The sequence below is a fragment of the Streptococcus sp. 2020WUSS084 genome, from assembly GCF_044427445.1.
GTDB classification, from domain to species: domain Bacteria; phylum Bacillota; class Bacilli; order Lactobacillales; family Streptococcaceae; genus Streptococcus; species Streptococcus suis.
The window spans coordinates 18,092-35,167 of sequence record NZ_JAOTGC010000016.1; the positions used below are offsets into that span (position 1 = coordinate 18,092).

Annotated in this window: 24 protein-coding genes and 1 riboswitch; of the genes, 20 read left to right on the top strand and 4 right to left on the bottom strand. The window is 44.1% G+C overall.

What is annotated here, in order from left to right; all coding sequences use genetic code 11:
- Positions 1–59 precede the first annotated feature (59 nt).
- The 11 genes from comGA (at position 60) to ODU50_RS08615 (ending at position 8,122) form a co-directional block, all read left to right on the top strand.
- Positions 60–1,010 carry a competence type IV pilus ATPase ComGA gene (gene comGA, locus ODU50_RS08565; protein WP_105152882.1) on the top strand — a complete coding sequence of 317 codons (951 nt, stop codon included), beginning with the start codon at positions 60–62 and terminating at the stop codon, positions 1,008–1,010.
- Positions 922–1,959, top strand: a complete 1,038-nt coding sequence (gene comGB, locus ODU50_RS08570) for a competence type IV pilus assembly protein ComGB (RefSeq protein ID WP_257116212.1) — start codon at positions 922–924, stop codon at positions 1,957–1,959. Before comGA ends, comGB begins: the two co-directional genes overlap by 89 nt.
- Before the next feature lies 1 nt (position 1,960).
- Positions 1,961–2,242, top strand: coding sequence for a competence type IV pilus major pilin ComGC (gene comGC / locus ODU50_RS08575; RefSeq protein WP_105152881.1), 282 nt, complete (start codon positions 1,961–1,963; stop codon positions 2,240–2,242).
- Positions 2,223–2,630 carry a competence type IV pilus minor pilin ComGD gene (gene comGD / locus ODU50_RS08580; protein WP_105152880.1) on the top strand — a complete coding sequence of 136 codons (408 nt, stop codon included), beginning with the start codon at positions 2,223–2,225 and terminating at the stop codon, positions 2,628–2,630. Before comGC ends, comGD begins: the two co-directional genes overlap by 20 nt.
- On the top strand, positions 2,602–2,895 hold the full coding sequence (comGE, locus tag ODU50_RS08585) for a competence type IV pilus minor pilin ComGE (RefSeq protein ID WP_024401507.1): 294 nt from the start codon (positions 2,602–2,604) through the stop codon (positions 2,893–2,895). Before comGD ends, comGE begins: the two co-directional genes overlap by 29 nt.
- Positions 2,882–3,316: a competence type IV pilus minor pilin ComGF gene (gene comGF, locus ODU50_RS08590; RefSeq protein WP_105152879.1), complete on the top strand. Its 435-nt coding sequence runs from the start codon at positions 2,882–2,884 to the stop codon at positions 3,314–3,316. The genes comGE and comGF overlap by 14 nt, the downstream gene beginning before the upstream one ends.
- A complete protein-coding gene (comGG, locus tag ODU50_RS08595) occupies positions 3,294–3,707 on the top strand; it encodes a competence type IV pilus minor pilin ComGG (protein ID WP_105152878.1) in 414 nt (137 codons plus the stop codon). The genes comGF and comGG overlap by 23 nt, the downstream gene beginning before the upstream one ends.
- Before the next feature lie 49 nt (positions 3,708–3,756).
- Positions 3,757–4,710 (top strand): class I SAM-dependent methyltransferase, encoded by a 954-nt coding sequence (locus ODU50_RS08600; RefSeq protein ID WP_105152877.1) that lies wholly within the window; start codon positions 3,757–3,759, stop codon positions 4,708–4,710.
- A gap of 49 nt (positions 4,711–4,759) precedes the next feature.
- A complete protein-coding gene (locus ODU50_RS08605; protein ID WP_105152876.1) occupies positions 4,760–5,947 on the top strand; it encodes an acetate kinase in 1,188 nt (395 codons plus the stop codon).
- 125 nt (positions 5,948–6,072) lie between these two features.
- A riboswitch (THF riboswitch) is annotated at positions 6,073–6,217 on the top strand.
- 43 nt (positions 6,218–6,260) lie between these two features.
- The gene (locus ODU50_RS08610; RefSeq protein WP_105152875.1) at positions 6,261–6,812 is read left to right on the top strand and encodes a folate family ECF transporter S component; all 552 of its coding nucleotides are present in this window, start codon (positions 6,261–6,263) and stop codon (positions 6,810–6,812) included.
- A gap of 53 nt (positions 6,813–6,865) precedes the next feature.
- Positions 6,866–8,122: a folylpolyglutamate synthase/dihydrofolate synthase family protein gene (locus ODU50_RS08615; RefSeq protein WP_105152874.1), complete on the top strand. Its 1,257-nt coding sequence runs from the start codon at positions 6,866–6,868 to the stop codon at positions 8,120–8,122.
- A gap of 44 nt (positions 8,123–8,166) precedes the next feature.
- Here the strand turns inward: ODU50_RS08615 and pepA are convergent, their stop codons facing one another.
- Positions 8,167–9,228, bottom strand: a complete 1,062-nt coding sequence (gene pepA / locus ODU50_RS08620; RefSeq protein WP_105152873.1) for a glutamyl aminopeptidase — start codon at positions 9,226–9,228, stop codon at positions 8,167–8,169.
- Between the two features lie 146 nt (positions 9,229–9,374).
- On the opposite strand from pepA, the gene ODU50_RS08625 reads away from it, so the two are divergent.
- From ODU50_RS08625 to ytpR, 4 genes are read left to right on the top strand one after another with little or no spacing between them, the layout of a single operon-like run.
- On the top strand, positions 9,375–9,659 hold the full coding sequence (locus ODU50_RS08625; protein WP_012774909.1) for a DUF4651 domain-containing protein: 285 nt from the start codon (positions 9,375–9,377) through the stop codon (positions 9,657–9,659).
- Positions 9,656–9,976: a thioredoxin family protein gene (locus ODU50_RS08630; protein ID WP_024375735.1), complete on the top strand. Its 321-nt coding sequence runs from the start codon at positions 9,656–9,658 to the stop codon at positions 9,974–9,976. The genes ODU50_RS08625 and ODU50_RS08630 overlap by 4 nt, the downstream gene beginning before the upstream one ends.
- Before the next feature lie 44 nt (positions 9,977–10,020).
- Positions 10,021–10,977, top strand: coding sequence for a DUF1002 domain-containing protein (locus ODU50_RS08635; protein ID WP_105152872.1), 957 nt, complete (start codon positions 10,021–10,023; stop codon positions 10,975–10,977).
- Positions 10,978–10,995: 18 nt separating this feature from the next.
- Positions 10,996–11,619, top strand: a complete 624-nt coding sequence (gene ytpR, locus ODU50_RS08640) for a YtpR family tRNA-binding protein (protein WP_105104958.1) — start codon at positions 10,996–10,998, stop codon at positions 11,617–11,619.
- A 32-nt stretch (positions 11,620–11,651) separates the two neighbouring features.
- Here ytpR and ODU50_RS08645 read toward each other — a convergent pair whose 3' ends face one another.
- Entirely contained in the window at positions 11,652–11,978 is a 327-nt protein-coding gene (locus ODU50_RS08645) for a DUF2785 domain-containing protein (RefSeq protein WP_269088690.1), read from the bottom strand.
- Positions 11,959–12,432 carry a DUF2785 domain-containing protein gene (locus tag ODU50_RS08650; protein WP_269088689.1) on the bottom strand — a complete coding sequence of 158 codons (474 nt, stop codon included), beginning with the start codon at positions 12,430–12,432 and terminating at the stop codon, positions 11,959–11,961. Before ODU50_RS08650 ends, ODU50_RS08645 begins: the two co-directional genes overlap by 20 nt.
- A gap of 54 nt (positions 12,433–12,486) precedes the next feature.
- Between ODU50_RS08650 and ODU50_RS08655 the strand changes: the two genes are divergently transcribed.
- Entirely contained in the window at positions 12,487–12,882 is a 396-nt protein-coding gene (locus ODU50_RS08655; RefSeq protein ID WP_015646304.1) for a single-stranded DNA-binding protein, read from the top strand.
- A 466-nt stretch (positions 12,883–13,348) separates the two neighbouring features.
- Here ODU50_RS08655 and ODU50_RS08660 read toward each other — a convergent pair whose 3' ends face one another.
- Positions 13,349–13,516: a hypothetical protein gene (locus ODU50_RS08660; protein WP_172004969.1), complete on the bottom strand. Its 168-nt coding sequence runs from the start codon at positions 13,514–13,516 to the stop codon at positions 13,349–13,351.
- 196 nt (positions 13,517–13,712) lie between these two features.
- Here ODU50_RS08660 and groES point away from each other — a divergent pair, with 196 nt between their 5' ends.
- From groES to rpsG, 4 genes are all read left to right on the top strand, one after another.
- Positions 13,713–13,994, top strand: coding sequence for a co-chaperone GroES (gene groES / locus ODU50_RS08665; protein WP_014637330.1), 282 nt, complete (start codon positions 13,713–13,715; stop codon positions 13,992–13,994).
- An 11-nt stretch (positions 13,995–14,005) separates the two neighbouring features.
- Entirely contained in the window at positions 14,006–15,628 is a 1,623-nt protein-coding gene (gene groL / locus ODU50_RS08670) for a chaperonin GroEL (RefSeq protein WP_105152871.1), read from the top strand.
- 230 nt (positions 15,629–15,858) lie between these two features.
- Positions 15,859–16,272 carry a 30S ribosomal protein S12 gene (gene rpsL / locus ODU50_RS08675; protein WP_002940030.1) on the top strand — a complete coding sequence of 138 codons (414 nt, stop codon included), beginning with the start codon at positions 15,859–15,861 and terminating at the stop codon, positions 16,270–16,272.
- A gap of 16 nt (positions 16,273–16,288) precedes the next feature.
- Complete coding sequence (gene rpsG, locus ODU50_RS08680) at positions 16,289–16,759, top strand: 30S ribosomal protein S7 (RefSeq protein ID WP_105152870.1); 471 nt, start codon at positions 16,289–16,291, stop codon at positions 16,757–16,759.
- Positions 16,760–17,076 lie beyond the last annotated feature (317 nt).

Consider the following 17,076-nt stretch of genomic DNA (forward strand, 5'->3'; position numbering starts at 1 on the left):
TTAACAAAAAAGTATGGAAAATCAAGTTTCCTTACGAATAGATAGGGTGAGGAGGTTGTATGATTCAAGAAAAAGCAAGAAAGATGATTGAGGAGGCGGTGGCAGATAGGGTCAGTGATATTTATCTGGTTCCTCGTGGTCAAGGCTACCAAGTCTATCATCGTATTATGGATGAACGGGAGTTTGTGCAAGACTTGGCTGAGGAAGAAGTAATAGCCATCATTAGCCATTTCAAGTTTTTAGCAGGTTTAAATGTTGGTGAAAAACGCCGTAGCCAGCAGGGGTCCTGTGACTATGATTATGGTAGCGGAGAGATTTCACTTCGCTTATCAACTGTCGGAGATTATCGTGGTAAGGAAAGTCTGGTTATCCGCCTGCTCTATGACAATGACAAGGAACTCAAGTTCTGGTTTGAGGCGGCCGAGCGACTTGCAGAAGAAATCAAGGGACGAGGGCTCTACCTTTTTTCGGGTCCAGTCGGCTCTGGTAAGACCACACTTATGTACCATCTTGCCAGGCTGAAATTCCCAGACAAGCAGATTTTGACCATCGAGGATCCTGTCGAAATCAAACAGGAGGACATGCTGCAACTCCAGCTCAATGAAGCTATCGGAGCCACCTACGACAATCTGATCAAACTGTCCCTCCGCCATCGACCCGACTTGCTCATCATCGGTGAGATTCGGGATGCGGAAACCGCTCGAGCAGTCATTCGAGCCAGTCTGACGGGAGCTACCGTTTTCTCAACAGTTCATGCAAGGTCTATTTCAGGTGTCTATGCCCGTATGTTGGAATTGGGGGTCAGTCCTGAAGAGTTAAATAATGCCCTTCAAGGGATTGCCTATCAACGCTTGATTGGGGGAGGAGGTGTAGTGGATTTTGCAAACGAAAATTACCAAAACCATTCCGCAGACCAGTGGAATGCGCAAATTGATCGGCTTTTTGCAGCAGGACATATCAGTCTTCGGCAGGCAGAAACAGAAAAAATTGCCCTTGGCGCGCCAGCGTAAGGTTATTGAACTGTTTAACAATCTCTTTGCTAGTGGCTTTCATCTGGGGGAGATTGTTGATTTCCTCAAACGTAGTCAACTTTTGGCAGATCCCTATACCCAGGTCTTATCGGATGGCCTTCTTGCAGGAAAGCCGTTTTCAAGCTTATTAGCGGATTTGCGATTTTCAGATGCAGTTGTCACGCAGGTAGCCTTAGCAGAAGTTCACGGCAATACCAGCCTGAGTTTGAGCCATATCCAGTCTTATCTGGAAAATGTCAGCAAGGTTCGTAAAAAGCTAATTGAGGTAGCGACCTATCCAGTTATCTTGCTAGGTTTTCTGCTCTTGATTATGCTGGGTTTGAAAAATTACCTTCTGCCTCAGTTGGAGGAAGGCAATGCTGCGACCATGCTGATCAATCATCTACCGACCATCTTTTTATCCCTCTGTGGACTTAGTTTGGTGGGGATCTTGGCTGGTATGGTTTGGTTTCGCAAAACCAACAAAATTAAGGTCTTTTCCTGCTTGGCAGCTCTGCCATTTTTCGGAAAACTCATCCAAACCTATCTGACGGCCTATTACGCCAGGGAGTGGGGGAGTTTGATTGGGCAAGGATTGGACCTGCCGCAGATTGTAGGCCTGATGCAGGAGCAGCAGTCGCAGCTCTTTCGGGAGATTGGGCAGGACCTGGAGCAGTCGCTTTCCAATGGTCAGAGCTTTCACGAACACATCAAAACCTACGCCTTTTTTAAGCGGGAGCTGAGCCTCATCGTGGAGTATGGTCAGGTCAAGTCCAAGTTGGGTAGCGAGTTGACAGTTTATGCGGCCGAGTGTTGGGAGGATTTTTTCTCTCGGGTCAATAGAGCCATGCAGCTGATTCAACCGCTGGTCTTTCTCTTTGTGGCCTTAATGGTCGTTCTCATCTACGCAGCCATGTTGCTGCCGATTTATCAAAATATGGAGTTATAAAATGAAAAAATTAGTTGAAATGAAGGTAAGAGGGTTCACTCTGGTGGAAATGTTAGTCGTTTTGGGGATCATTAGCCTGCTCTTGCTCCTTTTTGTGCCAAATTTGAGCCAGCAGAAGGATGCTATTCAGAAGAAGGGGGATGCGGCTGTTGTCAAAGTAGTGGAGAGCCAGATGGAGCTCTATGAATTGGAACATGACAAGGAAGCAACGGTGGCAGACTTGCAGGCGAAAGGCTATATTACTCCAAAACAAGCGGAGCAGTATGCTACGGCGAAAAAATAAGGCCTTTACCCTGTTTGAAAGCCTGCTAACCTTATTTGTCATCAGCTTTCTGGCAATCAGCCTGTCGGGAACGGTGCAAACGGCCTTTCAGTCTGTCCAGGAAGAGATTTTTCTCTGGGAATTTGAAGCCATCTATAGAGACAGTCAGAAATTAGCAGCCAGTTCCCATCAAAAAGTGAGTCTAGCTATCGGTGGACAGGAGGTTACAAATGGTCATCAAACTGTACAGGTGCCTAAAAAAGTAGAAGTATTAGAAGAAAAGACCATCACATTTGAAGAAAATGGTGGAAATTCTTCTCTGACCAAGATTCGTTTTCGATTTAGTCGAAAGACAGTCACGTATCAATTATATATAGGGAGTGGTCGCTATAAGAAAACAGAAGAATAAGGCTTATATTTTGCTAGAAAGTCTGGTTGCCCTTGCGACCCTAGTGACCATTTGTAGCTTGATTTTATCAGCTGTGGATGCAGGTCGTAGGCGACAGGCTTGGGAATTGGAACAACAGGAGGTTCTCAATCTAGCACAGATGGCTGTTCAAACCGAGCAAGATAATTTAGCCTTAAACGGTGTTACAGTTCAGGTTCAACGAACAGCGGATAAGATCATTGTTTTCCACGAGGGAAAGGAGGTTCTATCAGTTGTTAAAAAGTAAAATTCCTGCTTTTACTCTCTTGGAATGTTTGGTAGCCTTAGTCATTCTTTCAGGTAGTCTTCTGGTCTTTGAAGGTTTGTCAAAACTGCTGGTCCAAGAAGCGCATTATCAAGGTCAGACCGTTCAAAAGGAATGGTTGGTCTTCTCTAGTCAATTGCGGTCGGAGTGGGACCAGGCTGACTTGGTCAAGGTTGAAAATGGCAAGGTCTATGTTGATAAGGGTGGTCAGGCTTTGGCCTTTGGTAAGTCACGGTCGGATGATTTTCGGAAAACAAATGACAGGGGACAGGGCTATCAGCCCATGCTCTATCATCTAGACAGCGCAGCTATTTCCCAAGAAAACCAGCTGGTGCGCATCAACTTTAGCTTTAAAAATGGAGAGGAGCGGACCTTTATCTATGCTTTTAAAGAAAAAAGTTAAGGCGGGCATCCTGCTCTATGCCCTTTTGATGCTGGCGGTTTTTAGTCTTTTGCTTCAGTTTTATCTCCAGCGTCAAGAAGCTGAGAGTCGCTTGGTACAGGTGGCAAGGCAAGAAACGACTGCCTATATCATGGCTCAGATGGTCTTGGACAAGGTTGAAGAGGACTTGCAAGTAGAAAAAATAGTTGCGGGAGCGGCGGTGAATGAAAAGGAAGCAAATTTAACCACAGGTTCTAAGCAGAAGGAGGATGGAGGAAGGGTCTCCTTTCAAGAGGGACAGGCTCGTTATCAACTTAAAGGTGACCAACTATTGGTTGCAGTTGAGTTAACAAGTGATGGTCTGTATACCTATCAATTTCCGGTTAAAATAGTACCCGAGGGGAGTGGCTAGCCGCTCCCTTTTTGGTGCAAAGTTGGTGAATTTTTGATAAGATAGGAGTATGAATTTTGAAAAGATCGAACAGGCTTACGACCTGCTATTAGAAAACGTACAGACTATCCAAAACCAGCTAGGCACCAATATCTATGATGCCATGATTGAGCAAAATGCTGCTTACGTAGCTGATCAGCATGAGACAGATCTTGTTGTCAATAATAACAAGACCTTGAAACAACTAGATTTAACCAAGGAAGAATGGCGCCGTGCCTACCAATTCTTGCTTATCAAGGCCAATCAGACTGAACCCATGCAGTACAATCACCAGTTCACACCAGACTCTATCGGATTTATCCTATCTTTTCTAGTAGACCAATTAGTATCTGCTTCCAAGGTGACGGTTCTGGAAATTGGTTCGGGGACAGGCAATCTAGCTCAGACTATTCTCAACGCCAGCCAGAAAGAATTGGATTACTTGGGGATCGAAGTGGACGACCTCTTGATTGATTTGTCGGCAAGTATTGCGGATGTCATGCAGGCAGATATTTCTTTTGCTCAGGGAGATGCGGTACGTCCGCAGATTTTGAAGGAAAGTCAAGTAATTTTGGGAGATTTGCCTATTGGCTACTATCCAGATGACCAGATTGCCAGCCGTTATCAGGTTGCCAGTCCAAATGAACATACCTACGCCCATCATTTACTCATGGAACAGTCCCTCAAATATCTGGAAAAGGATGGATTCGCTATTCTCTTGGCTCCAAATGATTTGTTGACTAGTCCGCAAAGCGATTTACTGAAAGGCTGGTTACAAGAACAAGCCAATATCGTTGCCATGATTGCCCTGCCACCAAGTCTCTTTGGGAAGGCTGCTATGGCCAAGTCTATTTTTGTCTTGCAAAAGAAAGCTGCAAGACCGTTGGCGCCGTTTGTTTATCCCTTACAAAGTCTTCAAGAACCAGAAGCTATTCAGAAGTTCATGCTCAATTTCAAAAATTGGAAGCAAGAGAATGCAATTTAAGTGAAAATCTGTTATACTAGTTAGGAAAACGCTTTAAAAGAGGTAAGATATGTCAAAAACAATTGCAATTAATGCAGGTAGTTCAAGTCTAAAATGGCAACTTTATCAAATGCCAGAAGAAATAGTACTAGCAGCAGGGATTATTGAGCGCATAGGCTTAAATGATTCTATTTCCACTGTTAAGTATGATGGAAAAAAAGAAAGTGAAGTATTAGATATTCCTAATCATACAGTTGCAGTTAAGATTCTTCTTGAAGATTTGCTCAAACACAATATTATTGCAACTTATGAAGAAATTACAGGTGTTGGACACCGTGTTGTTGCGGGTGGAGAATACTTCAAGGAGTCAGTGGTTATTGGTCAAAAAGAGATTGAGCAAATTGAAGAGTTGAGTGCCTTGGCGCCACTTCATAACCCAGCACACGTGGCGGCGATGCGTGCATTTGAAGAAGTATTGCCAGAAGTTTTGAATGTAGCTGTTTTTGATACAGCCTTTCACACTACGATGCCAAAGCATGCCTATCTTTATCCGATTCCACAAAAGTACTATACCGACCACAAGGTTCGTAAGTATGGAGCGCACGGAACTAGTCACTATTATGTAGCGCATGAGGCGGCAAAAGTATTGGGACGTCCGATTGAGGAATTAAAATTGATTACGGCACATATCGGAAATGGTGTATCCATCACTGCTAACTATCATGGTGAATCTGTGGACACTTCAATGGGCTTCACACCACTAGCTGGTCCAATGATGGGAACTCGTTCGGGGGATATTGATCCTGCTATCATTCCTTATTTGATTGCGAATGTTGATGAGTTGAAGGATGCTGCAGACGTTGTTAACATGTTGAATAAACAGTCAGGCTTGTTCGGTGTATCTGGCTTCTCAAGTGATATGCGTGATATTGAAGCAGGCATCCAAGCTCACAATCCAGATGCAGTGTTGGCCTACAATATTTTCATTGACCGTATTAAGAAATTTATCGGTCAGTATCTTGCAGTTTTAAATGGTGCGGATGCTATTGTCTTCACAGCAGGTATGGGTGAAAATGCACCGCTTATGCGCAATGACGTAGTAGAAGGTTTGTCTTGGTTTGGTATTGAGTTGGACCCGGAAAAAAATGTATTTGGCAACTATGGTGACATTTCAACGGCAGAATCAAAGGTTCGTGTCTTGGTTATTCCGACGGATGAAGAATTGGTTATTGCGCGTGAAGTGGAACGCTTGAAATAAGAAAAACTAACTGGTAGTCGGAGACTGCCAGTTTCTCTTATAGTTTATACCTTTAGAAAGGTATAGTTTTTAGCAAGTGGTCAAAATATATAGTGTGTGATACAATAGACTAGCAAAGAAATTTGCACAGAGTAGATGGTTTGCGTCAAGTGTATGTGGATGGGATGTTGCCACATAACGAAGCTAATCTTTGCCTGTATCTGATGTCTCCTAGAGTAGGAACATTGAATCTGGCTGAGAGTAGCGCGGTAAACCATTGCATCCGCTGTCGAATATACACGACAGCTCCATTTTTTGAAAAAGGAGCATTTTTATGGAAAAGAAAATTCCAAAACTAACGGTGCAGCTATTGGCTGCTGTTGCTATGACTTTGGCCTTGGTTATGGTTGTGGAGAACTATTTCTCCATTCGGATTTCAGAAACCTTGCAGGTCCAATTTACCTTTATTCCCAATACTATTTTGGGAGCTATTGCTGGTCCGGTTTGGGCAGCTGTCTTTGCGGCGATTTCAGACCCAGTCTTTGTCTTGTTTAGTGGACAGAGCATGCTTTTTAGTTTTATCTTGATTGAGGCGGTATCGGCTTTTATCTATGGCTGGTTCTTCTATCGAAAACCGCTAGACACCAAGAACAAGGCTGATTGGCTCTATGTTGCAGGGGTTGTTGTCTTGATTCAGGTTGTGATTTCCTTTATCATGACACCGATTGCCCTCCATTTCCATTTTGGAACACCTTGGATTGCCCTGTATAGCAGTCGTTTTATAAAAGCTATTTTTGAAATCCCATTACGCATTGTCGTGACTATGCTTGTCTTACCAAGTTTACAAAAAATACCTGAATTGGCTAGGTTAATGGGCCTTAAATAAGAAACTATCTAGCAACAGGTCATCCCCCTGTTGCTTTTTATAGAGAGGGAAGCATGAATTATTTAGAAATGAGGCAGTGGTTGTCTAGTCGCCCGGCCTCTGATTTGGAACACGGGGTTGCGCGTGTCAACTGGATCTTGGAACGCTTGGATAATCCCCAACTTCAAGTGCCGACCGTTCACTTCGTAGGGACAAATGGCAAGGGCTCGACCCTCAACGCCTTGCAGTCGATCTTACGGTCCTCGGGTTACACCGTTGGTCGTTTTACATCACCGTCTATCATTGATTTTCGAGAGCAGATTGTCTTTGAGCAAGAGATGGTTTCGGAGGAGGATTTTGCGAGGATTGTGACAGACTTGCAACCCTTGATTGAGGACTTGGATCAGACGGCTGGACTGGATACCATCTCGGAGTTTGAGATTGTCGTGGTGGCTATGTTTGTCTACTTTGCCTACTACCAACGCCCCGATATTCTCTTGGTGGAGGCCGGCATGGGCGGTTTGCAGGATGCGACCAATGTCCTTGCCCCATTGGCAGTAGTTTGCCCGTCCATCGGCTTGGATCATCAGATTTTTTTGGGAGAGACCCACGCAGCCATAGCCCGTCACAAGGTTGCCGTCTTGCGTGAGGGGGTTCCGCTCATCTATGCGACCGATTTGTCAGAAGTGGAGGCAGTTTTTGAGGAGCAGGCTCGTCAGCTTCAGAGTCCGACCTATGCGGTGGGACGGGAGATTCTTTTGGAAAATAGCAGAGCAGGCTTTGCAGTTTCAAGCCCTCTCGGCCGAGTAGAAGATTTAAGGTTGCTTATGCAGGGCCGTCACCAAGAGGTCAATGCAGCCTTGGCAGTAACAACCGCTCAGCTCATCAGCCCTCATTTTCCAACAATTACCAATGAAACCATCCGCCAGAGCTTGTCCCAAGCCATCTGGCCGGGCCGCTTAGAATTGATACAACCAAGGCTCATGATTGACGGAGCCCACAATAATGAAAGCATCGCAGTTCTGACACAACTCTTGGAAGAAAAGTACGCGGACAGAGATATTGAAATCCTCTTTGCAGCTATCAATACCAAGCCTGTGGACCAGATGTTGTCCCAGCTTAGCCAATTTGGACCTGTTTGCGTGACGGCTTTTGACGATTTCAGAGCGGTACAGTTAGAAGATTATCCGTCAGGCTATGAACGAGTTCAGACCTATCAGAAGTGGTTGGAGCAGGCGGACTTGGACAATCCCAAAAAACTTTACCTGATTACAGGCTCACTTTATTTCATTACCTATGTGAGGAAGTACATTTTAGAAGAGCTTATATAGAAAAAAGGCTTTGCCGGGCATTCTACCTAGCAAAGTCTTTTGTTTTAATAGTTTTTAATCAAATCAACCGTTGAGCGGTCTAGCTTTTTAACGATGGCTTGCAAGAAGGCTTGGGCCTCTAAGAAGTCATCCATGCTGTAGAGAGTCTGATGTGAATGGATGTAGCGAGCGCAGACGCCGATTGTCGTTGATGGAACACCTTGATTTTTCAAGTGAGCTGCACCAGCATCTGTTCCACCTTTACCGCAGTAGTATTGGAATTTGACCCCTGCTTCTTCGGCAGTTGAGAGGAGGAAGTCTTTCATGTTTTTTAACATGATATGACCTGGGTCGTAGAAACGAAGTAGCGTTCCGTCACCAATTTTTCCTTGGTCGCCATAAATATCTCCAGCTGGCGAGCAATCAACAGCAAGGAAAATATCTGGATTGAACTTGGTTGTCGAAGCATGAGCTCCACGAAGACCAACCTCTTCTTGCACATTTGCCCCAGCAATCAATTGATTTGGCAAAGCTTGATCGGATAGGCTTTCTAGTAGTTCGGTCACCATCAGGACACCGAAGCGGTTGTCCCAAGCCTTAGAAATGACATTTTTTCCGTTGGCTGTTAGAATGGTTTCGTTTTTGGGAACCAGGACATCCCCCGGACGAACGCCGAACGCCCAAGCTTCGTCATAATTGGCGAAACCAGCATCGAAAATAATATCAGCGATGGCAGGCATGCCAGGAGCGTTAGCCCCACGAGAAAGATGGGGAGGCACTGAACCTGAAATGGCAGGAATGGTCCGACCGTCCTGCAGTTGAAGTGTGAAGGCTTGACTGGATACAACTAGCGGATTCCACCCTCCCAGCTCGACAACACGGAAAGTGCCGTCTGGCTTGATTTGGCTAATCATAAAGCCGACTTCATCCATATGTGCAGCCACTAGGATACGAGGAGCGTTTTCAACAGCCGTATCCTTGATGCCAAAAATTCCACCTAATCCATCTGTTTCAATGCGGTCCACATGCGGTGTGATTTTCTGGCGGATGTGGTTGCGAACCTGTCCTTCAAATCCCGGTAAACTTTGTAATTCGGTAACTTCTTTAATTTTTTCAAAAAGAGTCATTCTTCTTCCTCCATGACATGATTACTACTATTTTATCACGAAGAGCTGGACTTGTCCTACTAATATGTCAAAAGGATCTTCTCAACTGTCACAAGTCCAATGGCATTTTTGGGAAAATTCCTGGGAAATATGATAAAATAGTCAACATGAAAAAGAAAAAGACAGCCTTGCTAGCAGGCTTATTGGGGGCAGGTGTGCTCACCGCTAGTGCTCAATTTTACCGTAAAATCCAAGAAGACCGTAAAAAAGCACAGGCCTTGCAGGAGGTGCGTGACTTTTTCGCTGATTTAGGAGAGATTGCCACGGTCTATGTGGATGAAACGGCTTCTACGCAGACCACTCTTATCGGAGGGGTTGTGATGGAGGCAGGACAGGTGTTTTTGTTTGAAAATACCAAAGGTTCTATTCAATACAGGGAGGAAGAAAGATGATTTTTCCAACAAATCTTGAAGAAGTGGCTGCCTTGATTGAAGATGGCAAGCCAACTGTTTTTCTATTTGTGACGACTTGGTGTGGAGACTGCCACTATATCAAACCACATTTGCCAGCTATCGAAGAGGCTTTTCCGGATTTCCGTTTTGTGCAACTGGATCGAGATGACTTTATGCCTTTGGCACAGGAATGGGCTATTTTAGGCATTCCAAGTCTGGTTGTTTTGGAAAATGGTAAGGAAATCGGTCGTTTTGTCGATAAGAATCGCAAGACCAAGGAAGAAATCATGAACTTCTTATCTGGACTGGGTAGATAAATTAGCAGAGAAGCTCTGCCATTTCCCAAAAGAAAGGAAAGAACATGAAGAAATCACTAGGAAAAATCCTTCTAGCACCTGTGGTGCTGGGGTTGAGTTTGAGTCTTGCTCCCTTGGTGCAGGCTGAGATTCAAACAGATGTTATCAATGAAAAATGGGGCAAGCCAACACTAGTCTACGGTGGAGGTTTGTCAGATGCGCAGGCGACAGAGGTTAACAATCTATTTGGTATTTCGGATGTTAATAATGTTAGCCGTCAGGTGGTTGTTGGCACGGATATGGACCAATATTTAGGTACATCTGGAGCGGACACAGCCTCCCTCTATTCATCTGTCTTGGTGCAAAAGCAGGACGCTGGCAAAGGGGTAGTGGTGGATATTAAGACGCCACAGAACATCACCTTGATTACCGAAACGCAGTATGCCAATGCGGCTATTACAGCTGGTGCGACGGACGTCTTGATTGATGTAGCTTCTCCGATTCAGGTAACGGGGGAGTCTGCCTTGACAGGTGTTTACAAGGCTCTTGCAGCCAATGGTGAAACAGTTGATACCGCTCGAACTGAAGTAGCTCAACAGGAGCTAGAAACAGTCAATGAAGTGGCAACGGCTCACACAGGTGACACTAATTTTGATAGTTCGGCCTTGGATAAGGCAGTGGCGGAAATCAAGACTGCTCTTGCCGACTACAAAAAGTCCAATGGTCAGGTGGCTTCTGAGGCTGACATCAATACTATTATTAACGATGTCTTGGCCGATAACGGTTTGGAAAATGTCATCACAGCAGATGAAATTTCTAAGCTAGTCACATTTGCCAAAGCTTATCAGGAAACCTCTGCTATTGATTCGGCTGAGGTTGCTGCCCAGCTCAACCAGTTTAAGCAACAGGCGGAGCAACAAATTTCAGAAGCCTATAAGAATCTACAAGATTCAGGGATTTTAGAAAAAATCGGTGCCTTTTTTGAAAATCTTTGGAAAGGCTTGACCGGTCTATTTGCATAAAGGAGAAATGAAAAAGAAATGATTTTTACATATAATAAGGAACACGTCGGCGATGTTCTTATGGTGATTGTGGCTGAAGACAAGGGTCAGCCTGTTCAGTTTGAACGCAAGGGTCAAGTGGCGCGTGTTTTCCTAGAAGAAACAGGAAAAACAGTGGCCTGGAACATCTTTGAAGCATCAAGTTTGGTTGAGATGGCTGGAAATGGTCAAGTTTTCTTGACAGACGAGCAAGTTGCGACCTTGAATGCGGTTTTAGCAGAAGAAGGCTTTACTGAGGGCTTGGTTAACGACAATGCTCCAAAGTTTGTAGTCGGTCAGATTGTGGAATTGGTTCCTCATCCAGACAGCGACCACCTCAATATCTGTCAGGTCAATGTTGGTGACAAAACAGTGCAAATCGTAGCTGGTGCCCCAAATGCTGCCCAAGGATTGAAAACCATTGTGGCTCTTCCGGGGGCAATGATGCCGAGCGGTAGCCTGATTTTCCCAGGAAAATTGCGCGGTGAAGATAGCTTTGGTATGATGTGCAGTCCGCGTGAATTGGCTCTGCCAAACGCACCACAAGTCCGTGGTATTATCGAATTGGACGACTCCGCAGTGGTCGGAGAAGCACTTGATCCAGCAAAACACTGGAAGGGATAGAAAAAGAAGAATTGGTCAGGTGACCAATTCTTTTATGCTGGTTCAATTTTTCCTTCAATAGCCTGTTCGATTTCTTCGGTCGATGCCTGATGTGACCTAAGTTGGAAGTAAAGACTAGACAGAAAATGTTGGAGATTGAGCCACCGGAAGTAGTCTACTGGTTCTTGATTTGGAAAGTCCTGCTTGCTAATCCATTCCGTCAGCTCTTGGCTTGACACTTTTTCATTCAGCAGGAGGTAGACAGGGATTTGTGCCAGACGGATTTCCTCGCCAGCTGAGAAAACTTTACTTTGTTTAGTTAGACAAGTGACAATAGTTTGCCAGACTTCTTTGCTTTTTTCAAGCGGGAAATTGATCATGACAGCTTGCGGCCAGAAGAAAATCTGCTCCGTGGGCAGCGGTATGGATCCAACCGAGTTTTTCATTGTAGCCAGACCAGTCATTCTCAATCGCCAAATAATCCAAGGCCTGCTGGAAGAGTAACTCACGGTCGTTAGTGCTTAAAAATGCATGATAAATAGACTCTGGCTCATTATCGACAGACAGAAACAGACAGTAAAGTAAGCAAATAAAACTTCGTTTTTGTGTGGAACTCTCTAGGGAAAGAGGATTGGTTCCTTGAGAGAATTGTAGCAGCGACTGTGCTTGCTCTCTTGTGACTAAGCCCTCCAAAAAGATGTGGCAAAAACTAGCATAAACCAGTTCGTCGCGTATAGTAGGGTCTGGATGACCGATGTTTTCCAACAACCAAGCCAGTTCGGCATCGGCATATGGTTGGGAGGTCTGTATCTTTTCCATCAAAAATTCTTTCATGATTTTCGCTCCTTTTCTAATCCTTCTACGAATAAATAAGTAGGAGGATATAAAATGTATAATAAAGTTATTGCAATCGGTCGCTTAACGGCCCAACCCGAACTCACTCAAACCCCTAACGGCAAAAATCTGACCCGTGTTACTGTCGCAGTCAATCGCCGATTTAAGACAGAAAATGGTGAGCGTGAAGCAGATTTTCTCAATGTTATTTTCTGGGGCAAACTGGCGGAGACACTTGTTTCTTATGGCAGCAAGGGTAGTCTGATTTCTATTGATGGTGAGTTGCGAACGCGAAAATACGAAAAAGACGGCAGCAACCACTATGTGACAGAGATTCTAGGCCAATCTTTCCAATTACTAGAAAGCCGTGCTCAACGTGCCATGCGTGAAAATAATACTGGTGATGACCTAGCTGACTTGGTCTTGGAAGAGGAGGAATTACCGTTTTAAAGCAATATCAGTCCCAAGACCGATGGAGTGTATTGAAAAATAGGCTATACTATAGTCAATCCTAAATATTTTTCATATCTCCTTAAAAACACCGACGAAAGTTGGTGTTTTTTGTGGTTTATTTTCTAAATTTCCACCATTCTACTAGCATAACAATCAGTGACAATAGGATGACCCCATAAAAGAAAAAGATGATGTAATGGGGGCGGGAAAAGAGAAGTAACCAGACTAGCCAGAGTAGGTATGCGGCTGAGCAAAAGGCAAGACTCCTCTTCTCAGGTCTGGTGTCAACATCTCAGCGCAGTGGTTGATTGGCAGTTTTGTTCGTGTTTCACACTCCAAATCTGACCATTACGACTGTTGCGAACAAAGTTCGCTTCATTTCCAACCTCCAACAGTCACTACTCTGACTGTTGGAGCTATGCGGGGGTGGGAGTGAAACAGTCTGGGGATAGACTGTTTCAGCTCAACAACTAGAAATAAAGACTTGTTGACTAACTCTTTTTGACCAGTCGAGTTCTTTCCCACTCCCCCAAAAGCCTAATTTACGTTTTAAAAACCATTCTGCAAAACTTTCATAGGCTGAAAATCGGCTTTCAAGGTAATCTGTTTTTAAATCTCTAAAAAATTTCATGAATACTCCCAAACTTTTTAAAAATAGTATAACATAGTTTCACTATAATTAACAGGTTGTGTTTCCTCAGTCCTGCGACGGATTTTAGGTAAATTAAAAAAGAATTTTCTTGACTATTTTTGACCAAGTGATACAATAGGAAATGTGAATTAGCACTCACGAGTGTAGAGTGCTAAAAAGACCAGGAGGTAATAGAATGTTAAAACCATTGGGCGATCGTATCGTCGTAAAAATTGAAGAAAAAGAACAAACAGTTGGTGGCTTTGTCCTAGCAGGTGCAAGTCAAGAAAAGACAAAAGAAGCAAGTGTCCTAGCGATCGGACAAGGGATTCGTACCTTGAACGGAGACTTGGTTGCCCCAGCGGTGGCAGTTGGAGATACTGTTTTGATTGATGCTCACGCAGGATTGGAAGTTAAAGACGGAGATCAAACCGTTCACATCATCCGTGAAGCAGACATTTTGGCAATTGTAGAATAAGAGGTAGGAAAATGGCAAAAGAAATTAAATTTGCAGCAGATGCTCGTGAGAGCATGGTTCGTGGTGTCGATATTTTGGCTGATACGGTCAAAGTAACCTTGGGGCCAAAAGGTCGCAATGTTGTCTTGGAAAAAGCATATGGTTCACCACTCATTACAAATGACGGTGTAACCATTGCCAAAGAAATCGAATTGGAAGACCACTTTGAAAATATGGGTGCCAAGCTGGTATCTGAAGTGGCGTCAAAAACCAATGACATCGCTGGTGACGGTACAACAACTGCCACTGTTTTGACTCAGGCGATTGTTCGCGAAGGCTTGAAAAACGTGACTGCAGGTGCCAACCCAATCGGTATCCGTCGCGGGATTGAAGCAGCAGTTGCAACAGCAGTTGAGGCTCTGAAAGCGCAGGCCAATCCAGTTTCAAATAAAGAAGAAATTGCTCAAGTCGCAGCCGTGTCTTCACGTTCTGAAAAAGTTGGTGAGTACATTTCAGAAGCTATGGAGCGCGTGGGAACAGATGGTGTTATTACCATTGAAGAATCTCGCGGTATGGAAACAGAATTGGATGTGGTTGAAGGTATGCAATTCGACCGTGGTTACCTATCACAATACATGGTAACAGATAATGAAAAGATGGTTGCGGAGCTTGAAAATCCATTTATCTTGATTACAGATAAGAAGATTTCTCATATCCAAGATATTTTGCCACTCTTGGAAAGCATTCTTCAGACCAACCGTCCGCTTTTGATTATTGCTGACGATGTGGATGGTGAAGCACTTCCTACCCTTGTTCTCAACAAGATTCGTGGTACATTCAACGTTGTTGCAGTCAAAGCTCCAGGCTTTGGTGACCGTCGTAAAGTTATGTTGGAAGACATCGCGATCTTGACAGGTGGGACAGTGATTACAGAAGATCTTGGTTTGGACTTGAAAGATGCGACTATTGAAGCACTTGGTCAAGCTGCCAAGGTTGTGGTTGACAAGGATGGTACAACTATTGTTGAAGGTGCTGGCAATCCAGAAGCCATTGCCAACCGTGTGGCTGTTATCAAGTCACAAATTGAGGGAACAACTTCAGAATTTGACCGTGAAAAATTGCAAGAGCGCTTGGCTAAATTGTCAGGTGGTGTTGCTGTTATCAAAGTCGGTGCCGCTACTGAGACTGAGTTGAAAGAAATGAAACTCCGTATCGAAGATGCCCTCAACGCAACACGTGCCGCAGTTGAAGAAGGAATCGTTGCCGGTGGTGGTACAGCCCTTGTCAATGTTATCGATAGCGTAGCGAAATTGGAGTTGAAAGGCGACGATGAAACAGGGCGCAATATTGTCCTTCGTGCCTTGGAAGAACCAGTTCGTCAGATTGCCTATAACGCAGGTTATGAAGGTTCAGTTATCATTGATAAATTGAAGAATTCGGAACTTGGGAATGGCTTTAATGCTGCAACAGGTGAGTGGGTGAATATGATGGATGCAGGTATTATTGACCCTGTTAAGGTGACTCGTTCGGCCCTTCAAAATGCGGCTTCTGTAGCCAGCTTGATTTTGACAACGGAAGCAGTTGTTGCCAACAAACCAGAACCAGCTGCTCCAGCTATGCCACAAGGTATGGATGGAATGGGTATGGGCTACTAAGGAATAGCAAAATGACACAGCTACTTGGCTGTGTTTTTTCTTGAAAATTTCAAACATATCTATTTGACAATGGTTTTGGGATGTGGTACTATATTAGACGGTACTTTTTACTTTTGGTCTCTCAAGAGTGTACAGGGACGTGCTGACAAATGTTGCAAAAGTACACACAGATAGGGGTTGTCACCAATGCCCTATCACCAAAAATAAAAAATATATACAGGAGAATGTAGATGCCTACAATTAACCAGTTGGTACGTAAACCACGTAAGTCTAAAGTAGAAAAATCTAAATCACCAGCTTTGAACGTTGGTTACAACAGCCGTAAAAAAGTTCAAACAAACGTTTCATCACCACAAAAACGCGGTGTTGCAACTCGTGTCGGAACAATGACACCTAAAAAACCTAACTCAGCCCTTCGTAAATTTGCTCGTGTACGTTTGAGCAACCTTATCGAAGTTACTGCTTACATCCCAGGTATCGGTCACAACTTGCAAGAGCACAGCGTTGTTCTTCTTCGTGGTGGACGTGTAAAAGACCTTCCAGGGGTACGTTACCATATCGTTCGTGGTGCACTTGATACAGCAGGTGTTAACGATCGTAAGCAAGGCCGTTCTAAATACGGTACTAAACGTCCAAAAGGCTAAGAAAGGGGAAATATAAATGAGTCGTAAAAATCAAGCGCCTAAGCGCGAAGTATTGCCAGATCCATTGTATAACTCAAAATTGGTAACTCGTTTGATTAACCGTGTTATGTTGGACGGTAAACGTGGTACTGCTGCATCAATCGTTTACGGTGCCTTTGATCAAATCAAAGAAGCAACTGGTAACGATGCACTTGAAGTATTTGAAACAGCAATGGAAAATATCATGCCTGTACTTGAAGTACGTGCACGTCGTGTCGGTGGTTCTAACTACCAAGTTCCAGTTGAAGTTCGTCCAGAGCGTCGTACAACACTTGGTCTTCGTTGGTTGGTAACAATCTCTCGTAACCGTGGTGAGCACACTATGATCGATCGCCTTGCGAAAGAAATCATGGATGCAGCAAACAACACTGGTGCAGCTGTTAAGAAACGTGAAGATACTCACAAAATGGCAGAAGCAAACCGCGCATTCGCACACTTCCGCTGGTAAGATAGGATGTGAGGACATTAAGAAAATTCAAGGAAAAATAGGAAATCAGACGATGGGCCTTAAGGTCCAAGGAAGATTTATCTTTTTTCCAGAATTTTTAGTCCGAACTCAACTAATTAAGATACAGAGAACGTGCCTGCCGACGAAAAATAGGAAATCGAAGCAGAATGCTTTTGCATTCAATGAGATTTATCTTTTTTCGTTGACAGCAGGCCGTTCGAGTTCAGTTCTACATTGGATATATGGAAGTTAACTGAACTTAATTAGATGAAGGAACTTCGTTCAACCATCACAAATCGGATTGAGGCTTGCCTCGT